Genomic DNA, 20,484 nt, shown 5'->3' on the forward strand with positions numbered 1-20,484 from the left:
TATGCTTAGGCCGAGAATTATACCCTGTCTTCTTGTGAAGGAGAAAGGATTGGTAAAGACTGTCAATTTTAAAGATCCCAAATATGTAGGTGATCCAATCAATGCTGTAAGGATTTTCAATGAAAAAGAAGTCGATGAATTGATGATTATTGACATAGATGCAAGTGCAGAAAATAGGGAGCCTGATTACAAAATGATTGAGCATTGGGCCTCAGAGTGTAGGATGCCCTTATGCTATGGGGGAGGCATCAAGTCCGTTGAACAAGCGAGGCGGATATTTGCCTTGGGAGTAGAGAAGGTCGCTATTAGCTCCGCAGCAGTCCAAAATCCAAAATTGATCAAGGAGATTTCTGAAAGCGTGGGAAGTCAGAGTGTGGTTGTTGTTGTAGATGTCAGGAAAAAATTATTAGGCGGATATGAAATGTCAATTTTAAATGGAAAGAAAACCATCAATAAAAACGTCTTTGATTTTATCGAAGAGGCAGAAAAATTGGGAGCTGGTGAAATCATCATCAATAATATTGACCTAGACGGCAAAATGAAAGGGTATGACATGGTTTTGGCAGAAAAGGTCAGGGCGAAAACTACTTTACCCTTGACAATTCTTGGAGGAGCAGGAAGCCTGGAAGATATTGGCGAACTCATAAAAAAATTGAGGATAATTGGTGCAGCAGCTGGGAGCTTGTTTGTGTTTAAGGGGAAATATAAAGCTGTTCTGATCAATTACCCATCACCGAACTTGAAAGATGAATTAATAAAAAAATACCTTTGAAATGAATAATAAAAAACTTTTAATAACAGGCGGAACCGGATCATTTGGTAATGCGGTATTGAATAGATTTAAGAATTCTGATGTTTTTAGTGAAATCAGAATTTTTAGTAGAGATGAAAAAAAACAAGATGATCTCAGAAAAAAGATAAACGATCCAAAGGTTAAATTTTACATCGGTGACGCCAGGGATATAGCAAGTGTTGAAAATGTTGTCAAAGGAGTAGATTACATATTCCATGCAGCAGCTTTGAAGCAAGTTCCATCCTGTGAATTTTTTCCGCTTGAAGCGGTAAAAACCAATATTTTTGGGACAGACAATGTTCTCTCAGCTGCTGAAAAATTTGAAGTAAATCGGGTGGTTGTACTTAGTACGGACAAGGCTGCTTATCCAATCAATGCCATGGGAATGTCCAAAGCAATGATGGAAAAAGTGATGGTTGCAAAATCAAGGAATCTTGATGATTCTAAATCCATATTTTGTGGCACTCGATATGGAAATGTAATGGCTTCAAGGGGCTCAGTAATACCGTTATTTATCGAACAGATCAAGTCGGGAAAGCCAATAACTATCACAGATCCTAATATGACAAGGTTTATGATGACCTTGGAGGACGCGGTCGACTTAGTTTGGTTCGCATTTGAAAATAGTAAACAGGGAGATCTGTTTGTTCAAAAAGCGCCGGCAGCTACCATAGAGGTTTTGGCCAAAGCACTTTTGGAGTTATATAATGCTTCCAATGAAATAAAAGTGATAGGTACCCGACATGGGGAAAAGCTATATGAAACATTGGTAAATAGGGAAGATATGGTCAAAGCCCAAGATTTGGGAGACTATTTCAGAATTCCTGCAGATACAAGGGACCTTAATTATGCGCAATTCTTTTCCGAAGGGGAGCCTGATGTATCTAACTATGAAGAATACCATTCCCATAATACCGGGAGGTTGGACGTTGAAGGAATGAAAAAATTACTTTTCAAACTTCCGATTATCAGGAAGGAAATATTAGGGGAAACCAACGTCGAACAATATCCTGATTGATATCCGTATGTCTATGAAAATCGGAATTACCGGTCAAAACGGTTTTGTTGGATCTTATCTTTTCAATACTCTTGGATTGTTTCCGGATCAATTTGAAAGGATAGAATTTGATCGCCAAAGTTTTTTGGATGCCGGCCTTCTTGATTCATTTGTCAAAAAATGCGACGTCATCGTTCATTTGGCTGCACTTAATAGACATAATGATCCTGAGGTAATTTTTTCAACCAATATCAATCTTGTTGAAAAACTCATAAGCTCTTTTGAAAGAACAGGAAGCAAGCCACATGTTTTGATTTCATCTTCCACCCAAGAGGAAAAGGACAACCTTTACGGAAAATCAAAAAAAGCAGGAAGAGAGCTATTGGCTGAGTGGGCAAAAAAGAACAATGCTATATTCACAGGTTTGATTATTCCAAATGTTTTTGGGCCATTTGGACATCCATTCTACAATTCTGTTGTAGCAACTTTTGCTCATCAGGTAAGTAGAAATGAAACGCCAAAAATAGAAGTTGACGGAAATCTAAAATTGATCTACGTGGGGGAATTGGTGGAGGCAATCCTAGAATCGATCCGGTTACAAAAAAATGATTCTTTTCTTGAAATTAGACATACTTCTGAAGCGAAAGTTTCAGAAATATTACAATTACTCCAAAAATTTAAGACCCACTACCAGGAACAGGGGGAAATTCCATCTTTGAGTAGCAGATTTGAACATAACCTATTCAACACATTCAGGTGTTACATGGACATAGAAAATTACTTTCCCCGTAAATTCACCCAACACAAGGACCAAAGAGGTGCTTTTGTGGAAGTGATCCGATTGGGAATAGGTGGGCAGGTTTCTTACTCCACTACGGTTCCCGGTGTCACAAGAGGTAATCATTTCCATACCCGAAAAATTGAGAGGTTTGCAGTTATAAAGGGCAAGGCATTGATCCAATTGAGGAAAATTGGAACTGATAAGGTATTTGAGTTCTTTCTTGATGAGGCCGAACCTTCCTATGTAGATATGCCGATTTGGTACACCCACAATATAAAAAATATAGGTGAGGAAGAGTTATTAACCATCTTTTGGATCAATGAACATTATGACCCAAAAGATCCCGATACATTTTTTGTAACTGTGTAATTTTGAATTACCTCAAAATTTCTCCTGAAAACAAGATATGAAAAAAATAAGAGTAATGACTGTGGTAGGTACCCGACCCGAAATCATCAGGTTATCGAGAGTATTAACCGCGTTGGATGCTTCGGAGGCAATTGAACATATTTTAGTTCATACCGGACAAAATTATGATTATGAATTGAACCAGATTTTCTTTGATGACCTCCAAATCAGAAAACCGGATTATTTTTTGGATGCAGCTGGTAAAACACCTACTGAGACTGTAGGTCAAATTTTAATTAAAATTGACCCGTTATTGGAATCATTAAAACCCGACGCATTTTTGGTGTTGGGTGATACTAACAGTTGCCTGTGTGCAATACCCGCAAAGAAGAGACATATTCCCATCTTTCATATGGAAGCCGGAAACAGGTGTTTTGACCAAAGGGTGCCTGAAGAAACCAACCGAAAAATTGTTGATCATATTTCCGATATCAACCTTACTTACAGTGACATTGCGAGGGAATACCTGTTGAGAGAAGGTCTTTCTGCTGATAGAATTATCAAAACAGGTTCACCTATGTATGAGGTTTTGAATTACCATTTGGATAGAATAAAATATTCTGATGTACTTGACAGACTTGATTTACAAAAAGGGGAATTTTTTGTTGTATCCTCGCATCGTGAGGAAAATATCAATAGTGAGAAGAACTTTAAAGGACTGATAGATAGTCTTAATTTTTTGGCTGAAAAATATCAATATCCGATCATTGTCAGCACCCATCCAAGGACAAGAAAAATGATTGAATCAAAAGGAATTGAAATCCATCCTTTAATCCAATTATTAAAACCACTTGGTTTTATTGATTATAATGCATTGCAAATGAACTCATTTGCCGTATTATCTGACAGCGGAACTATTTCGGAAGAATCTTCGATCTTAAACTTTCGTGCTTTGAATATCAGGGATGCCCATGAAAGGCCGGAGGCGATGGAAGAAGCATCTGTAATGATGGTGGGAATGAATACCGAAAGGATTATTCAAGGTATTGTGCAACTTGAGCAACAAGAAATAGGAGAGACCAGAAATTTTAGAAAGGTATCAGATTATAGTATGCCCAATGTTTCAGCCAAAATGGTCAGAATCATAATATCATATATTGATTATGTAAAAAGAGTAGTTTGGAGTGAATAGAACAAAGCAAAAAATTTGGATTTTTTCAGAAGTTTTCTATCCTGATCAAACATCAACAGGGTATATCCTAACTGAAATAGCAAAGGGTTTGGTGGATGATTATGATGTAAATGTAATTACGGAATCAGGAAATTCTTATGGAATTTATGCAACAGGAAAAGATGAATTATTAGGTATTCAAGTATATAGATTTAATAATTTTAAGCTTGATAAAAATAGTTTATTCCAAAGGGTAATTAAGTTAATCGGTATTTCATTTAAATTCTTAGCTTTTTTTCTTAAAAACGTAAGTAAAAATGACAAGGTGATTATAGTTACAAATCCGGCATTAGGTTTACTTGGATTTTCACTTTTAAATGAATTCAAAAGAGCAAAGATTGTCTTAATTGTTCATGATGTGTTCCCTGAAAACTTGGTGGCAGGAGGGATTTTAAAAGACGGTTTTTTTTATAGGTTTTTAAAAAAGTCCTTTGACAAGGCTTATGCTTCTTTTAATTTTATTACTGTTTTGGGGAGAGACATGCAATCGGTAGTGATATCAAAAATTAAGTCAGCTTCTAAAATTGAGATTGTTGAGAATTGGGGACAGGTTGAAGAGTTAAAACAAATTGAAAGCGAGAAATTTAATATGTTTAAAGATGATCGTATTAGTTTTGTTTTTGCAGGGAACTTAGGAAGATTGCAGAATTTGGAAACTTTGATAAATTATTTTGGCCAACTAAAAGATAAAATAACATTGAGTTTGATCGGAGATGGTGCCGTAAAAAAAGATTTGGAAAAGATAATTGCAGAAAATGATTTTAGTAATATTAAAATATTAGGTGCTTTACCAAGAGAAGAACAAATACATTTTATAAATTCATTTGATGTATCTATTATTTCCTTGTCAGAAAAAATGTATGGTCTAGGTGTTCCTTCAAAGACATACAATATTTTGGCTTGTGGGAAACCTATATTATATATTGGGCCAAAAGATAGCGAAGTAGATTTATTAATAAGGTCCCATAAAATTGGCTGGACCTTAAACTCTTTTGATCAACTACCAAGAATGCTTACAACAATAAGCAAAGATTCTGTTTCAAAAATAGATAGAAAAATGATTCGCAGACTTGCTGAGGATCAATATTCCTTCAACAATTTTATAGGTAAAATGAAAAACATTTTAGAAAATGTTTAATAATGTTATTGTAACAGGGGGGAAGGGATTTCTCGGGAAAGTATTGGTCGCAGGATTTGATGGCAATGTTATTTCATTAGGGAGAACTGCAGATAATGCTATAATTTGTGATCTATCAAATGAAGTTCCTAAAATTCCCTTTAACACAAATATAATTATACACAATGCCGGAAAAGCCCATGTGATCCCGAATACATTAGCGGAAGAAAAAGAATTTTTTCTTGTAAATTCAAAAGGGACTTATAATCTTTTGAAAGGAATTGATAGTTCTGGGGCCACGTTAAGTCAATTGGTCTTAATAAGTACTGTTGCCGTCTATGGCAAAGAAAATGGAATTGATATAAACGAGGAGTTCCCGTTAAATGGTGACACTCCTTATGCCTTGAGTAAAATAGAAGCGGAGGTGCTAGTAACGGATTGGGGGAAAAAAAACAATATTCCAGTTTTGATTTTTAGACTTCCACTAATTGTTGGTAAAAATCCTCCTGGAAATTTGGGGAAGATGATTACAGGGATAAAGTCAGGTAAATATTTTAGTATTAATAATGGACGAGCAAGGAGAAGCTTAGTACTTGCCGATGATGTTGTAAAATGCATACCTAATAATATAGGTAAATCGGGGATATTCAATTTAACAGATGGAGTTCATCCGACATTTAAAGAAATAGAAAAGGTTATTGTAAATCAATTGGGTGTAAAAACTCCAAAGAATATGCCTAAAATTTTAGCTAAAATACTTTGCGTTGTTGGTGATAGGTTGATAAAATTTCCATTTAACTCAAAAATATATTTAAAAATGGCAAATGATTTAACATTTAATGATCATAAAGCAAGGAGGGAATTAAATTGGAAACCCCGTGAAGCCTTAGATTTTTTCGAAGTGACTTGAATACTAAAGTTATTGAATTATAAATGTTTATCAATTAATCTCTTTTAACTATTCTTATAAAGAAACCAAAATCTAATTTTCTCTCATGGACATATTAAAATTAATAGGAAGAAATTCATTACTTTTTGAAAATGACATACAAAAGCATGACAAAGAATTGCGTGAAATTGTTGGCAAAAGTAGTTTTTTAGTAATAGGTGGAGCGGGGTCAATTGGAACAGCTGTCACCAAGGAAATTTTTAAACGCGATCCTCAAAAATTACATGTGGTTGACATTAGTGAAAACAACATGGTGGAAACTGTGCGTGATATCCGAAGTTCATTCGGATACATTGATGGTGATTTTAGAACATTTGCTTTGGATTGTGGTAGCCTAGAATTTGATGCGATGTTTGAGAAGGAAGGTCCTTATGATTATATTTTAAATCTTTCAGCTCTAAAGCACGTTCGCAGTGAAAAAGATGAATTTACATTGATGAGACTTGTCAATGTTAATATATTTAATACTGAGAAGACATTACAGCAAGCCATAGATTCCAAAGCCAAGAAATATTTCTGTGTTTCTACCGATAAAGCAGCAAATCCAGTTAATATGATGGGTGCTTCCAAACGGATCATGGAAATGTATTTAATGCGCAAAAGCAAAGAGATTACTATTTCTACTGCGCGTTTTGCCAATGTTGCTTTTTCTGATGGTAGTTTGTTGTATGGTTTCAACCAAAGAATACAGAAAAGTCAACCAATATCGGCCCCCAACGATATTAAACGGTATTTCGTTACACCACAAGAATCTGGTGAATTATGTCTAATGTCTACAATATTTGGAGAAAACCGCGATATTTTTTTCCCAAAATTAAGTGAGAAATTACACCTGATTACTTTTGCTGAAATTGCTATTAGATATTTGGACCAATTAGGCTACAAGGCGTATGAATGCGCTTCCGAAGATGAAGCGAGAAATTCAGTGGAAAAACTAAAAGCAAAAGGAATGTATCCATGTTTTTTCTTTAATAGCGACACTACTGGCGAAAAAGATTTTGAAGAATTTTTTACTGAAAACGAAACTTTGGAAATGGAAAGATTTGAAAATTTGGGTATTATTAAAAACAATCCTATTTATGAGGAAGACTTACTGGAAAAATTTACTTCTGAAATTGCTAAAATGAAAAATTCCAAGAAGTGGGAGAAAGCACAAATTGTGGATTTATTTAACGAATTGATCCCAAACTTTAACCACAAGGAAACAGGTAAATTTTTAGACAATAAAATGTAATCTGATGCTGAAAAGAACTTTTGATTTGATTTCTTCAGGAATATTGACAATAATTTTATCCCCACTATTGATTCCCCTTTCAGTAATTTTGAGATTTACGGGTGAAGGAAAAATATTTTATGTGCAACAGCGGGTTGGTCAGGGAGGAAAAAATTTCGGACTGTTAAAATTTGCTACCATGCTTGAGAACAGTCCCAATATGTCGGGAGGTGATGTGACTATGGGGAATGACCCAAGAGTTTTACCGGTAGGAAGAGTTTTACGAAAAACCAAAATTAATGAGTTGCCACAGTTGCTGAATATCATTCTTGGAGATATCAGTGTAGTAGGTCCTAGACCTTTAACACCTCGAACTTTTGGATTTTATCCAAAGGAGATACAGGAAGAGATTAAAGATTTAAAACCTGGTCTTACTGGAATTGGAAGTATTGTCTTCCGTGATGAAGAAAGCATTTTATCAAAATCGTCAAAACCTCACTTACAGTGTTATGAGGATGAAATAGCACCCTACAAGGGAAAACTTGAAGTTTGGTACAAAAAGAACAAAAGCTTTGGTTTGGATTTGATATTGATATTCTTAACAATTTGGGTAATTTTTTTTCCGAATTCTACTATTTATGAAATGTGGTTTAAAGATTTGCCGAAAATAAATTAGACTAATCCTAAAAATATTTGGGATGAAAATTATTCCACAATGAAATTAAAAAATATTGGTTTAATTTTTTTCTTTTTTTCTTTCTTCCATGAAGAAATAAATGGGCAAACATTGCCGGTAAATTTCCCTGTTCTTGAAGAATATTTGCGGAGGCGCCAATTGATCGATTTATCAAATTCAGCATCTTCCTTTCAACTGAGACCACTTCAATTTCAAGAAAACTATCCTTTTTCAGACACATCTAATGTAATTAAGCCCAATTCTGATTTTAAATTTATAGTTTTACCATTATTGAGTACTACTCAATTTAACTCAAAGAGACCTTATGGATGGGGAGATTTTGCGATGATCCCGAATGTGGGGTTTCAGCAATACCTGACAGGCGGAGTTTTTTCAAAATGGAAATTTATTAAGCTTCAATTTCAGCCCGAACTTGTTTTAGCTGAGAATAAACCATGGTTTGGATACCCTTCCGATTTTTCTAAAACAGTAAACGTTGCTAGATATCTATACTGGAATAACGGTGATTACCCTGAAAGGTATGGAGAAGATGGATATTCAAAATTTTGGTGGGGACAATCGAAACTTTCTTTGGAATTTGGGGCATTTGAAATAGGAGCTGCGACCCAAAATATTGGTTGGGGGCCAGGGCAATTTAATTCTCTAATTTTTTCAAATAACCCACAAGGTTTTGCCCACTTGACCTTGAATACAATAAAACCTGCAAAGACTTTTATAGGAAATTTCGAAGGTCAGCTTCTAAGCGGAAGGATTGATGATTCTGGTTTTGACCCCTCTCAAAACCATGATCTTGACCGAGAATATTTCTCCCCTTTTTCAGGAGATTGGAAATATGTCAACGCCTTGGCAATTACATATAATCCCAAATGGATTCCTGGGTTATTTTTGGGAATTAATAGGACGTTTCAATTGTATAGAGAAAATATGGGAAATGAATTTTTTGATTTTTTTCCAGTATTTATGGGAGTTACAAAAGAGCAGTTTTTTGAAGATGGTAATTCAGTTGAATTTGATGAAGATGGGGCAGACCAACAAATAAGTGTTTCTTTTAGGTATGTTCTCCCCAAAAGTAAATTTGAATTTTATGGTGAATTTGGAAGAAGGGATCATGCATTTAATTGGAGGGAATTTATCATAAATCCGGAACATGCTAGGGCATATTTGATGGGTTTCAAAAAACTTATAGAAATGGCCAAACCAAACAGGTTTTTTCAGATAAGGGCAGAAATTACTCATCAGCAAGAATCGGTGAATAGATACATTAGATATTTTGGTGAATTAGGTGGTTTGACTTGGCATACGCATACCCCTTCGAGGGCTTTTGCAAATCATGGACAGACTTTGGGAGTTGGGATAGGAGTTGGTTCCAATGTACAAACAGTAGAATTTTCAGTTGTAGAAAACTTCAATAAGTATGGTATTTTGTTTGAAAGATTGGAAAACCACCAGGATTTTTATTATGGAGCATTATTAAATAAAACAGAACATAAACCCTGGATTGATTTAAGTATCGGGTTCCTCTTCGACAAACAATGGAATAATCTGTTACTTCGCTCAAAACTTCAGTTAATAAATGGGATTAATTACCAATGGCAACTTTCTCCTAACAGTACACCTGACTTTCCAAAAGGGGAAAATTTATTTTCAGTTCATTCCCAGCTTAGTTTGATTTATTTATTTAATAATTGAGCAACAGGCCAATGATAAAAATTACTTTAGTTGCAGGCGCAAGACCCAATTTCATGAAAATTGCACCGATCATCGAAGCAATTAAAAAAAATCAAATTTTAGGCATAGAAATCCAATATAGACTCGTCCATACTGGCCAGCATTATGATAAAAAAATGTCTGGGGACTTTTTTGAACAATTGAATATTCCTGAACCTGATATCAATTTGGAAGCGGGAGGAGGGAGTCAGGCAGAGCAAACCGCAGCCATTATGGTGGCATTTGAAAAAGAACTTCTTGCTAATAGGCCTGATTTAGTGATTGTGGTTGGAGATGTGACTTCGACTTTAGCATGTTCCATTACAGCAAAGAAATTGGTTATTGATGTAGCGCATGTGGAAGGTGGTATCCGTTCAGGTGATATGAGTATGCCCGAAGAAGTAAATAGAATTGTTACTGATAGTATCACAGATCATTTTTTCACGACCTCGGAAGTTGCCAACCAATATCTAAAGTCTGTAGGAGTGGCTGAGAATAGGGTTCATTTTGTTGGGAATACCATGATTGATACACTACTTTCCAGTCAAGATAGATTTATTAGCCCGGTTGGAGAATTGTTCGATGACCTCGAATCAAAGAATTATTTTGTGATGACGATGCATAGGCCTGCAAATGTAGATGGTGAGCAACAGCTTAAAGCTTTGATAGATGCCATCATGATAGGAACAGGTAATTTTCCCGTGATATTTCCGGTTCATCCAAGGACTGCTAAAAATCTGCAGAAGATTGGTATCAAACATCCAAGATTGAGAATGGTGGAACCGTTATCTTATTTAGAGTTCAATTATTTGGTGAAAAATGCATTGGGTGTAATCACAGACTCCGGTGGGATTACTGAGGAGGCTTCTGTAATGAATGTTCCATGTATCACCATGAGAAACAATACAGAACGCCCTGAAACAGTAACCCTTGGTACAAATGAGTTGATCGGAACCGATCCTACAAATCTTAAACATCCTTTGGAAAAGCTTCTTAAAGGGGAATGGAAATCTTACAAGGGAATACCCTTATGGGATGGGAAATCAGCAGAAAGAATAGTGTCTAAAATAATACAAATATATAGTTAAATAAATATTTGAAAAAAATGATTAAAATCCCCAAATGGTCAATCATACCGTTTGGGGATTTGTTGTTTAGTATAGTTTGCTATTTATTTATAATTTTGACATATGAAAGGAATTATACTTGCCGGAGGTTCAGGAACCAGACTTTATCCGATTACAAAAGGAACATCCAAGCAGTTGCTTGCCATCTATGACAAGCCAATGATTTATTACCCAATGTCCGTATTGATGTTGGCCGGAATAAGGGAAATATTGATTGTCAGCACTCCATATGACCTTCCAAGCTTCAAAAAATTATTTGGTGATGGGTCAGATTTGGGACTTCACTTATCCTATGCTGAGCAACCTTCCCCAGACGGATTAGCCCAAGCATTTATCATCGGAGAGGAATTTATAGGAACAGATTCGGTATGCCTAGTCCTTGGTGATAATATTTTCTACGGACAAGGATTTACCCAGTTACTCAAAAGTTCTGTTGAAACTGTTGAAAAAGAAAAAAAAGCCACTGTCTTTGGATATTATGTTCAAGATCCCCAACGCTATGGTGTAGTAGAATTTACGAAAGAAGGCGATGCGGTAAGTATTGAGGAAAAGCCGGAAGTCCCAAAAAGTAATTTTGCTGTGGTAGGTCTTTACTTCTATCCCAATTCGGTTATAAAAATAGCTAAGAACATCAAACCTAGCCACAGAGGTGAATTGGAGATTACTACTGTCAACCAAGAATACCTGACCAATGGCCAACTTAAAGTTGAATTGATGGGAAGGGGATTTGCGTGGTTGGATACAGGAACACATGAATCTATGCTTGAAGCGTCCAATTTTATTCATACCATTGAAAAAAGACAGGGGTTAAAAGTTGCTTGTCTGGAAGAAATCGCATACGATATGGGATTTATAAATTCAGAGAAGTTGCTGGAATTGGCTCAAAATTTGAGAAAAAATGAATATGGTGATTACCTGTTCAGGAAAATCAAAGGAAATTAATATCCCAAGCAGTTACACTTTGCTTTGATTTTAATTAGTAAAAAATCCTAAAATTAAGATTTGAATTTTAGTTGATTGTTATTAAGTTTGTAAAAAAAATATTTTTATGGTAATTTTTCTGGCAATAAGCACTGCATTTCTCATAGGGTTTTTACTCACTCCCATTGTAATATTATTCCTGAAAAAAATGGAGCTTATGGATAGTCCTGGTGGAAGGAAAATTCATAACGGATTCATTCCATCTATGGGAGGCATAGCATTTGTTTTTGCAACATTCGTTTCGGTTTTGGCGTGGCTTGATTCCCAATTAATTATGGAAATCAGGTTTTTACTTGCCGCATTTGGCCTAATGTTTTTTGTGGGCCTTCGTGATGACATGGTCAATATGAGTGCCTTACAGAAACTAGCAGGTCAATTTATAGCTGCGTACTTGGTAGTCGTAATGGCTGATATCAGATTGACGGGCCTTTATGGCTTTTTTGGAGTATATGATATTCCCCTTTGGGTTAGTTATGCGATTTCCATGTTTACCATTTTGGTACTTACAAATTCATTTAATCTAATTGATGGATTGGATGGATTAGCAGGTTCGATCAGTCTTGTAACCTTTTTGTTTCTTGGTTGGTGGTTTTTGGAAGCTGATCTTACAAGTTATTCCGTGTTTTCCTTCATCTTGGTTGGATCAATTCTTTCTTTCTTAGTGTATAATTGGCACCCTGCAAAAATTTTTATGGGGGATACAGGTTCTTTGAGTCTTGGTTTTGCCTTAGCTGTTCTTACGATACTTTTTATTGATAAAAATGGTACGATGGCTAGTTATGAAGGATGGAAATTTAATGCACCTATTGCTTCAGGCGTGGCCTTATTGATTATTCCAATCTATGACACCACAAGGATTTTTATTAAGAGAATGATGAAAGGAAAATCTCCAATGGCCCCTGATAAAAGTCATGTCCATCATTTTCTTTTACGAATGGGACTTAGACATGACCAGGTTACTTTAACGCTTGTGTTTATTAAAATTGGATTTATTGCTTTGATATTCCTTGGTTCAAACTTCAATGACCATGTAATGTTACCACTCGTTATTTGTATTGCTGTAGTATTAGGTTTAAGATTAGATTCTCTTACATTGAAGAGGGTGAAGAAATTGTACAAAAAAGCACCTCCGATTTTATCAAAAAGAGCAAAAAGAAAATCATACCAAAAGCCTACTATACAAGGTGAAGTATTTGATCAAGTTAATATCAGTGATAACTAATTTAAAAAATAAAACTATAAAAAAGCTCCGAAATCCATGATTTCGGAGCTTTTTCTTTTTTTTAATATCTCAAACATTTTGTTTTGCTAGACAACTTTATTTTGCCTTTTTGATTAACCAAACTTTAATATAGATTTGTTTTTGTTTAATTGTAGTTAATAATGCTAAAACCCATCCCACTTTCCACACCTATTTTTGATGGTAATGAAAATGATTTCGTCCTTCAGGCAATTGGAACAAAACAAATATCAACAGCAGGAGATTTTATTAATGACTTTGAGAAAACAATCAAAAATAGTCTTGGAAAATATAATGTTGCCCTAAAAAATTCAGGTACTTCCGCTATTCATTTGGCATTGAGGCTTATTGGAATTGGTGCCGGGGATGAGGTATTATGTCAGTCATTTACTTTTTGTGCATCGGCTAATCCCATAATTTATTTGGGCGGGACACCGATATTTATTGATAGTGAGCCAACTACATGGAATATGTGTCCTGATATTTTGGAAGATGCCATTCTAGACAGAATCAAAAAAGGGAAAAAGCCAAAAGCCATTATCGTGGTTGACCTTTTTGGCATGCCGGCAAGATTCGAAGAAATTCTAGAAATTGCACAGAAATATGATATTCCGGTTATTGAAGATGCCGCAGAGGCTTTAGGTTCGTCAATAGAAGGAAGGGAGTGTGGAACGTTTGGTGAGTTTGGTGTTTTCTCTTTCAATGGGAATAAGATCATAACGACAGGTTCTGGAGGAGCCCTGATTTCTGCAAATTTTGAGGCTATTGAAAAATCAAAATATCTTGCTGTACAAGCCCGTGAAATTTATAAGTATTATGTACACAAAGAAATCGGGTTTAATTACCGGATGAATAATATGTCCGCCGCAATTGGTCTTGCCCAATTTCTGAATTTGGACAAAAAAATCGCATTAAGAAGAAAAGTATTTGAAAATTATCAAAATTTATTGAATGGTTTTGATGGTTTTTCTACAATTCTTGAACCAAATGGGTATTTTTCCAATAGGTGGTTATCCACTTTTTTGGTGAATCAATCAGAAGCAGGATTTTCCAATGAGGATGTTAGGTTAACGCTTCTGAAAGAAAATATAGAAACCCGGTATCTTTGGAATCCACTTCACCTTCAACCTGTCTTTAAAGATGCCACATTTTATGGTGGTGGCGCTTCAGAAGATTTATTTTCCAAAGGTATTTGTTTGCCAAGCAGTGAAAACCTATCGATGGATGATCAAGAAAGAATAATCGGTATAATTAAAAGAATGTATACTTGAAATTTATTTGACAATGTATTCTTTGTTCTTAAAAAGAGTGATTGATTTATTTGCAAGTTTGTTCTTGTTGATTTTATTTTTTCCAATTATCATTTTTGTAGCAATTTTACTTGCAATCGTTACAAGGAATAACCCATTTTTTTTTCAGAAAAGGCCGGGTCTTCATGGAGAACTTTTTAGATTGATTAAATTCAAGACAATGATAGACGCTACGGATTCCCATGGCAACACTTTGCCTGATGAGGAAAGATTGAAAGGTCTTGGAAGGATAATCAGAAAAACATCTATTGATGAATTACCTCAATTGTGGAACGTCTTAATAGGGGATATGAGTTTGGTAGGTCCAAGGCCTCTTTTAGAAGAATACTTGCCTCTTTACAATTCCTTTCAGACAAAAAGACATTTGGTCAGACCTGGGATTACAGGCTTGGCGCAGGTAAATGGAAGAAATTCTCTTTCTTGGGAAAAGAAATTTGAGTATGATGTGTATTATGTTGATAATCTTTCCTTCAAACTTGATATGGAAATATTCGCAAAAACAATCAAAAATATATTCAATTCAGATGGAATTTCTCAAGAAGGTCATGTGACTATGCCTAGATTTAAAGGAAACTAACAGTCTAATCGTTGTTGGGAATTATAAAGTATATTTTAAAATAAACATTTAGGTTTTTTAAAACAAAAATTAAACGTGAAAAAATCTTCATTTTTAGTAATTAAAAAATTGTAAAAAAGGGATTAGGTAATTTTTTACCATTGCCTCAAGAGTGAATTTAAATAATTCTTAAGATTTGAAGATAGTTTAAAAGCAAATAACTACATCCAAAAATGAAGCACACATAAGAAAATATGTATGTTTTTTATTTAATGAAAATTGTATTCTATAAAGTTATTTTTTTGTAAAAATCGATGATATATTTGGGTAAACTGATTATAAATTATAATAGTTTAAATTGAAAAATAAACATTTTAATCACACTGCGAAATGAATTTTTTAAAAGATTTAAGGATCCTTCCTAGATGGATCATCATTACTCTAGATTCTATAGTTTTATTTCAATCAGCCTTTTTTGCATATGTAGTAAGGTCTAATTTCGACCTTGAGATTGTAAATAATACTAATGCAGTTTTGGGGAGTTTGGTTTTTACAGCGGTTGTTTTCCTCGTAATGTTAACTACCAAAAGTTACAAGGGGATAGTAAGACATACTGGATTAAAAGACAGTGTTAATATCTTTAAGACAATTTCAATTGGATTTATATTGGTTTTCACCGCCAATTTTGTTTTCGAAACATTAATCTCGACTACCTACTTCATTCCATATTCGGTTTTGATAATATCTTCGTTGACTTCACTTTTTTTATTGATTTTGTATAGATTCTTAGTAAAGGAATCCTTTATATACCTGAAAAGTGGATTTGTATCCAATGATGCAAAAGTAGGGGTGATCTTCGGAGCAAGTGAAGCAGGAATCATTGCTTTAGATGTCATTAAAAGAGACAGCAAGTCTAACTTGACGATTGCAGCATTTCTGGATGATGATCCGAAAAAAGAGGGAAAAATTATTGAGGGGAAGAAAATTTTTAAGGGACTGCCACAATTGAAAGTTTTGGTCCAAAACCATAAAGTATCCGAGTTGATCATTGCTGTCAAAGATTTGTCAGTGCAGAGAAAAAAAGAAATTATTGATGAATGTTATAAATTCAACGTTCATGTTTCGATTGTTCCACCTATTAATCAATGGATAAATAGAGGTTTAAATACTGAGGCAATCCGTGATCTTAGGATTGAGGATCTGCTCGGTAGGGAGCAGATTACGTTGGAAAACCCTAAAATCAAGGAGGAACTTGCCAATAAAGTGGTATTGGTGACAGGTGCTGCTGGTTCCATTGGAAGTGAACTTTGTAGACAGATCATGTATTACAATCCCAAATTGCTACTTCTTTTGGATTTCTCAGAATCAGCTTTATATGACCTTGATTTTGAATTTATTCAAGCAGGAATGATTACACCACATATGTCTATTTTGGCTGATATCCGAGATTATACTACCCTCAAGAATATATTTAAAAAATACAGTCCTGATGTGGTCTTCCATGCTGCGGCTTACAAACACGTACCAATGATCGAGAATTTTCCCGAGCAAGCCATAAAAAGTAATATTCTCGGAACAAAAATTCTTGCTGATTTATCAGTGTTACATAATGTTGAAAAATTTGTTTTGGTAAGTACAGATAAGGCTGTGAATCCTACAAATGTGATGGGTGCTACAAAAAGAGTGGCAGAAATGTATGTACAAGCATTAAATACCTATTTGGAAACGCACCATAATAATGCACACACAAAATTTATAACCACGCGTTTTGGAAATGTGCTTGGTTCAAATGGGTCAGTCGTTCCTCTCTTTAAAAAACAGATCCAAAAAGGTGGGCCAATTACCGTTACCCATCCTGATATCACAAGGTACTTTATGACTATTCCCGAAGCTTGTCAGTTAGTTCTTGAAGCTGGGTTTATGGGTAATGGAGGAGAAATCTATGTGTTTGATATGGGGGAACCAATAAAAATCGTGGACCTTGCCATCAATATGATCCGATTAAGTGGCAAAAAAGAAGGTGAAGATGTGAAAATAGTCTTCACGGGATTGAGAGAAGGGGAAAAACTTTTTGAGGAACTCCTGAATGATTCTGAGATTGTCAAGTTCACCCACCATCCTAAGATAAAAATCGCCCAAGTTTCAACAGTACATTTTTATAAAATTGAAGGACAAATTGAAATTTTTGAGAATCTCATCGGAAAAAATTCTGAAAACGATTTGGTATTTCATCTGAAATCGATGCTACCGGAATACAAAAGCAATTCTTCAAGATTTGAAGTTTTGGACAGGCTAAATTGAAAATTATAAAACCGTAATTTACCTTTTACTTATTTTGTTTAATGTTATTACCCTTTGAAGACTGCATTTGAAGCGATCAGATTCAATGGAATATTTTTTAAGATGCTTTGTTTTTCTTCCGCTGACTCTCTTTCTCCAAAGGTTAAAGGAAGATCTTTTCATTTCTCTTCTCATGAGATTAATGACCTCTTCCTCCGGGATTCCAAACTGTCTTTTAATCGCTTCAAAAGGAGTCCTATCTTCCCATGCCATCTCGATTATCCTGTCTTTGTCTATTGATTCCATTTTAAAGTTTTATCATAAACAATGATGGATTTCTATTGTTTTGGACGGGATGGAAAAAATCAATATCGTATGGTTTAAGAGGGATCTCAGAATAAACGATCATTTGCCTTTGAAGCTTGCTATGGACGGTAACCTTCCTGTAATGTTGGTTTATTGTTTCGAGCCTGAATTGGTTGCATCATCTAAATATGATGTAAGACATTGGCGATTTATTTACCAAAGCCTACAAGATGTGAACAAAAATTTGGCTGCTTTTCAAATGAAAATCTTTATTTATTATGGTGAGACTCTCGATTTTTTTAAACTTTTAAATTCCATCGCTCAAATTTCAACGGTCTACTCTCATATTGAAACAGGGATTTCGATTACATATAAAAGAGACAAGATCATGAAGAGATTTTTTCAGGATCACAGCATCAATTGGATAGAATTACCCCAAAATGGCGTTGTAAGAGGATTAAAAAACAGGAATAAATGGGCTGAAAACTGGAAAAAGTTTGTGACGTCTCCGGTAGATACACCTTATTTTAAAATTGGGAAATATTATTTGTATCCAGAAGATTTAGTACAGGAAGGAAAGAAAATACCCGATGAATGGAAATTAAAAGAACCTCTCATGCAGGAAGGGGGAGAAGCGATTGCTTGGAGATATATGAACTCTTTTTTTAACGATAGGGTAAAGAATTACAATTATCATATCAGTAAACCGGAAGAAAGCAGAAGGTCATGCAGTCGTCTGTCTCCTTATTTGGCTTGGGGAAATTTATCGATCAAACAGGTTTATCAGGAAGCTGAGAAGTACAAAAATGGAAATTTTGCGAAAAGAAACATTGAAAATTTTCAGTCTAGGCTTCAATGGCATTGTCATTTTATTCAAAAATTTGAAATGGAATGCAGAATGGAATTTGAAAACTTGAATTCGGGATTTGATAAATTCAAGAAGGAAAAAAATGAAATAAAGCTAAATTCTTGGAAAGCGGGAATGACAGGCTTTCCTCTTGTGGATGCGTGCATGAGATGTCTGAAAGAGACTGGCTATCTAAATTTCAGGATGAGAGCGATGGTTGTTTCATTTTTGACGCATCATTTAATGTTAGATTGGAGAGATGGTGCAGATCATTTAGCTAGCTGTTTTTTGGATTTTGAGCCCGGAATTCATTATCCCCAACTCCAGATGCAGGCTGGTGTCACAGGGATAAATACAGTCAGGATTTATAATCCGGTTAAGCAATCTTATGAACAAGACCCCACTGCAAGTTTTATTAAAAAATGGGTTCCTGAACTGGAAAATTTACCGGCCCTTCAAATCCACGAACCTTGGAAACTTACCCAATTTGATCAAATGGTAGTAGGTTTTGAACTTGGCAAAGATTATCCATTTCCAATAGTTGACCATGAGCTTTCTGGAAAGATGGGCCGAGATCTGCTTTGGCAAGCTCAGAAGGATGAGGAAGTGGTAAGAAATTCGCAAAGGATTTTAAAGGTTCATACACTGTCATTTAGAAAAATGTAAATTTTGACCAACAAAAAAGCCCAACAGATGATCTATTGGGCTTTTTTTCTAATTGAATTTGGTTAATCAATCCGCAAGATATTTTTCTACAGGGACATAATTCATATTGAAAGCATCTGCAACTGCTTTATAGACTATTTCACCATTGATTACGTTCAATCCCGGTACAAGATCCGGATTCTCTTGAGCGGCTTTCTTCCAACCTTTATCTGCCAATTGAATTTCATATGGAAGGGTTGCATTGGTAAGCGCAAGTGTTGAAGTGTAAGGAACAGCACCCGGCATATTTGCCACACAATAGTGGACAACATCGTCAATGATGTAAGTTGGATTTTCATGTGTGGTTGGCTTGCAAGTTTCTATGCAACCTCCTTGATCGACCGCCACATCAACCAAAACAGTACCTGGCCTCATGATTTTAAGCATGTCTCTAGTGATCAAATGAGGTGCTTTTGCGCCTGGGATCAAAACTGCACCCACTACCAAATCAGCATGCTTGATCATTTCCCTGATGTTAAATTCATTGGACATCATTGTTTTGACATTTGCAGGCATGACATCAGCCAAATAACGCATTCTGGCAAGCGATACATCCATGATAGTCACATCAGCTCCCAATCCTGCTGCCATCCATGCGGCCTGAGTTCCTACTATTCCTCCACCCAAAATCAAAACCTTTGCAGGCAATACCCCAGGTACCCCACCTAACAAAATTCCTCTTCCCTGAAGCGGTTTTTCTAGGTAATTTGCCCCCTTTTGTATTGCCATTCTTCCGGCAACTTCCGACATGGGAATGAGAAGGGGTAAGCTTCTGTCAACTTTTTCAACCGTCTCATATGCGAGGCAAGTTGCCTTGCTTTCTACCATGGCTTTGGTAAGTGGCTCATATGAAGCAAAGTGGAAATATGTGAACAATAATTGATTTTCTTTGATGAGTCTATATTCAGTTTCTATTGGTTCCTTTACCTTAATGATCATGTCCGCAATAGCATAAACCTCTTCAATAGTTGGCAAAATAATAGCTCCGGCGGATGTATATTCCTCATCACTAAAACCACTGCCTATACCGGCTGTTTGCTGTATAAAAACCTGATGACCTCTTTTGATCAACTCCTTAGCGCCGGCAGGGGTAAGGGCGACTCTGTTCTCATTATTTTTAATTTCTTTTGGGGTACCAATTATCATATTGTTAAAATTTGGGTTTTCAAATTACAATGTCAAAGATAATATCAGGTAGCTATTAAAACCCATAATCCATTCAATTATTTTGATTGGTATAAGAAAATGAATGTTTCTAAAAATATTATTTTAAAAATGATCTCAAAAATGAATAAAATT

General features: G+C 35.3%; 18 protein-coding genes. 16 read left to right on the forward strand and 2 right to left on the reverse strand.

The genetic code is table 11. From position 1 onward, the window contains the following. Position 1 precedes the first annotated feature (1 nt). The 15 genes from M3O96_RS13040 (at position 2) to M3O96_RS13110 (ending at position 17,348) form a co-directional block, all read left to right on the forward strand. Positions 2 to 772, forward strand: a complete 771-nt coding sequence (locus M3O96_RS13040) for an AglZ/HisF2 family acetamidino modification protein (RefSeq protein ID WP_249721073.1) — start codon at positions 2 to 4, stop codon at positions 770 to 772. A 1-nt stretch (position 773) separates the two neighbouring features. Next, on the forward strand, positions 774 to 1,811 hold the full coding sequence (locus M3O96_RS13045) for a polysaccharide biosynthesis protein (protein WP_249721075.1): 1,038 nt from the start codon (positions 774 to 776) through the stop codon (positions 1,809 to 1,811). Between the two features lie 13 nt (positions 1,812 to 1,824). Further along, on the forward strand, positions 1,825 to 2,940 hold the full coding sequence (locus M3O96_RS13050; RefSeq protein WP_249721077.1) for a polysaccharide biosynthesis C-terminal domain-containing protein: 1,116 nt from the start codon (positions 1,825 to 1,827) through the stop codon (positions 2,938 to 2,940). A gap of 37 nt (positions 2,941 to 2,977) precedes the next feature. Beyond that, positions 2,978 to 4,111, forward strand: a complete 1,134-nt coding sequence (gene wecB / locus M3O96_RS13055; protein ID WP_249721078.1) for a non-hydrolyzing UDP-N-acetylglucosamine 2-epimerase — start codon at positions 2,978 to 2,980, stop codon at positions 4,109 to 4,111. Beyond that, positions 4,104 to 5,288: a glycosyltransferase family 4 protein gene (locus M3O96_RS22130; protein WP_249721079.1), complete on the forward strand. Its 1,185-nt coding sequence runs from the start codon at positions 4,104 to 4,106 to the stop codon at positions 5,286 to 5,288. The genes wecB (M3O96_RS13055) and M3O96_RS22130 overlap by 8 nt, the downstream gene beginning before the upstream one ends. Beyond that, positions 5,281 to 6,177, forward strand: coding sequence for an NAD-dependent epimerase/dehydratase family protein (locus M3O96_RS13065; RefSeq protein WP_249721080.1), 897 nt, complete (start codon positions 5,281 to 5,283; stop codon positions 6,175 to 6,177). Before M3O96_RS22130 ends, M3O96_RS13065 begins: the two co-directional genes overlap by 8 nt. Positions 6,178 to 6,262: 85 nt before the next feature. Continuing rightward, entirely contained in the window at positions 6,263 to 7,450 is a 1,188-nt protein-coding gene (locus tag M3O96_RS13070; protein ID WP_249721081.1) for a UDP-N-acetylglucosamine 4,6-dehydratase, read from the forward strand. Positions 7,451 to 7,454: 4 nt separating this feature from the next. Continuing rightward, positions 7,455 to 8,105 (forward strand): sugar transferase, encoded by a 651-nt coding sequence (locus M3O96_RS13075; RefSeq protein WP_283773994.1) that lies wholly within the window; start codon positions 7,455 to 7,457, stop codon positions 8,103 to 8,105. Positions 8,106 to 8,396: 291 nt separating this feature from the next. Next, entirely contained in the window at positions 8,397 to 9,815 is a 1,419-nt protein-coding gene (locus M3O96_RS13080; protein WP_249721083.1) for a capsule assembly Wzi family protein, read from the forward strand. An 11-nt stretch (positions 9,816 to 9,826) separates the two neighbouring features. After that, the gene (gene wecB, locus M3O96_RS13085; RefSeq protein ID WP_249721084.1) at positions 9,827 to 10,921 is read left to right on the forward strand and encodes a non-hydrolyzing UDP-N-acetylglucosamine 2-epimerase; all 1,095 of its coding nucleotides are present in this window, start codon (positions 9,827 to 9,829) and stop codon (positions 10,919 to 10,921) included. Positions 10,922 to 11,023: 102 nt separating this feature from the next. After that, entirely contained in the window at positions 11,024 to 11,902 is an 879-nt protein-coding gene (gene rfbA / locus M3O96_RS13090; RefSeq protein ID WP_249721086.1) for a glucose-1-phosphate thymidylyltransferase RfbA, read from the forward strand. A 106-nt stretch (positions 11,903 to 12,008) separates the two neighbouring features. Beyond that, positions 12,009 to 13,163, forward strand: a complete 1,155-nt coding sequence (locus M3O96_RS13095) for a glycosyltransferase family 4 protein (RefSeq protein WP_249721088.1) — start codon at positions 12,009 to 12,011, stop codon at positions 13,161 to 13,163. Positions 13,164 to 13,324: 161 nt separating this feature from the next. Then, positions 13,325 to 14,452 carry a DegT/DnrJ/EryC1/StrS family aminotransferase gene (locus M3O96_RS13100; RefSeq protein WP_249721090.1) on the forward strand — a complete coding sequence of 376 codons (1,128 nt, stop codon included), beginning with the start codon at positions 13,325 to 13,327 and terminating at the stop codon, positions 14,450 to 14,452. A gap of 13 nt (positions 14,453 to 14,465) precedes the next feature. Continuing rightward, positions 14,466 to 15,068 (forward strand): sugar transferase, encoded by a 603-nt coding sequence (locus M3O96_RS13105; RefSeq protein WP_249721093.1) that lies wholly within the window; start codon positions 14,466 to 14,468, stop codon positions 15,066 to 15,068. A gap of 369 nt (positions 15,069 to 15,437) precedes the next feature. Next, a complete protein-coding gene (locus M3O96_RS13110; RefSeq protein ID WP_249721094.1) occupies positions 15,438 to 17,348 on the forward strand; it encodes a polysaccharide biosynthesis protein in 1,911 nt (636 codons plus the stop codon). 18 nt (positions 17,349 to 17,366) lie between these two features. On the opposite strand, the gene M3O96_RS13115 is transcribed toward M3O96_RS13110, so the two are convergent. Continuing rightward, the gene (locus M3O96_RS13115; protein ID WP_249721095.1) at positions 17,367 to 17,633 is read right to left on the reverse strand and encodes a TIGR03643 family protein; all 267 of its coding nucleotides are present in this window, start codon (positions 17,631 to 17,633) and stop codon (positions 17,367 to 17,369) included. A gap of 121 nt (positions 17,634 to 17,754) precedes the next feature. Here M3O96_RS13115 and M3O96_RS13125 point away from each other — a divergent pair, with 121 nt between their 5' ends. Next, complete coding sequence (locus M3O96_RS13125; RefSeq protein WP_502798915.1) at positions 17,755 to 19,146, forward strand: cryptochrome/deoxyribodipyrimidine photo-lyase family protein; 1,392 nt, start codon at positions 17,755 to 17,757, stop codon at positions 19,144 to 19,146. Positions 19,147 to 19,212: 66 nt separating this feature from the next. Here M3O96_RS13125 and ald read toward each other — a convergent pair whose 3' ends face one another. Next, positions 19,213 to 20,331: an alanine dehydrogenase gene (ald, locus tag M3O96_RS13130; RefSeq protein WP_249721096.1), complete on the reverse strand. Its 1,119-nt coding sequence runs from the start codon at positions 20,329 to 20,331 to the stop codon at positions 19,213 to 19,215. Positions 20,332 to 20,484 lie beyond the last annotated feature (153 nt).

The organism is Aquiflexum sp. TKW24L, assembly GCF_023502205.1.
In the GTDB taxonomy this organism is placed as follows: Bacteria; Bacteroidota; Bacteroidia; order Cytophagales; family Cyclobacteriaceae; genus Cognataquiflexum.

Bases quoted from the DNA above. Each gene is read 5' to 3' on its own strand.
- M3O96_RS13040 (WP_249721073.1), top strand. From the start codon at position 2: ATGCTTAGGCCGAGAATTATACCCTGTCTTCTTGTGAAGGAGAAAGGA.
- M3O96_RS13045 (WP_249721075.1), top strand. From the start codon at position 774: ATGAATAATAAAAAACTTTTAATAACAGGCGGAACCGGATCATTTGGT.
- M3O96_RS13050 (WP_249721077.1), top strand. From the start codon at position 1,825: ATGAAAATCGGAATTACCGGTCAAAACGGTTTTGTTGGATCTTATCTT.
- wecB (WP_249721078.1), top strand. From the start codon at position 2,978: ATGAAAAAAATAAGAGTAATGACTGTGGTAGGTACCCGACCCGAAATC.
- M3O96_RS13065 (WP_249721080.1), top strand. From the start codon at position 5,281: ATGTTTAATAATGTTATTGTAACAGGGGGGAAGGGATTTCTCGGGAAA.
- M3O96_RS13070 (WP_249721081.1), top strand. From the start codon at position 6,263: ATGGACATATTAAAATTAATAGGAAGAAATTCATTACTTTTTGAAAAT.
- M3O96_RS13075 (WP_283773994.1), top strand. From the start codon at position 7,455: ATGCTGAAAAGAACTTTTGATTTGATTTCTTCAGGAATATTGACAATA.
- wecB (WP_249721084.1), top strand. From the start codon at position 9,827: ATGATAAAAATTACTTTAGTTGCAGGCGCAAGACCCAATTTCATGAAA.
- rfbA (WP_249721086.1), top strand. From the start codon at position 11,024: ATGAAAGGAATTATACTTGCCGGAGGTTCAGGAACCAGACTTTATCCG.
- M3O96_RS13095 (WP_249721088.1), top strand. From the start codon at position 12,009: ATGGTAATTTTTCTGGCAATAAGCACTGCATTTCTCATAGGGTTTTTA.
- M3O96_RS13100 (WP_249721090.1), top strand. From the start codon at position 13,325: ATGCTAAAACCCATCCCACTTTCCACACCTATTTTTGATGGTAATGAA.
- M3O96_RS13105 (WP_249721093.1), top strand. From the start codon at position 14,466: ATGTATTCTTTGTTCTTAAAAAGAGTGATTGATTTATTTGCAAGTTTG.
- M3O96_RS13110 (WP_249721094.1), top strand. From the start codon at position 15,438: ATGAATTTTTTAAAAGATTTAAGGATCCTTCCTAGATGGATCATCATT.
- M3O96_RS13115 (WP_249721095.1), bottom strand. From the start codon at position 17,633: ATGGAATCAATAGACAAAGACAGGATAATCGAGATGGCATGGGAAGAT.
- M3O96_RS13125 (WP_502798915.1), top strand. From the start codon at position 17,755: ATGGACGGTAACCTTCCTGTAATGTTGGTTTATTGTTTCGAGCCTGAA.
- ald (WP_249721096.1), bottom strand. From the start codon at position 20,331: ATGATAATTGGTACCCCAAAAGAAATTAAAAATAATGAGAACAGAGTC.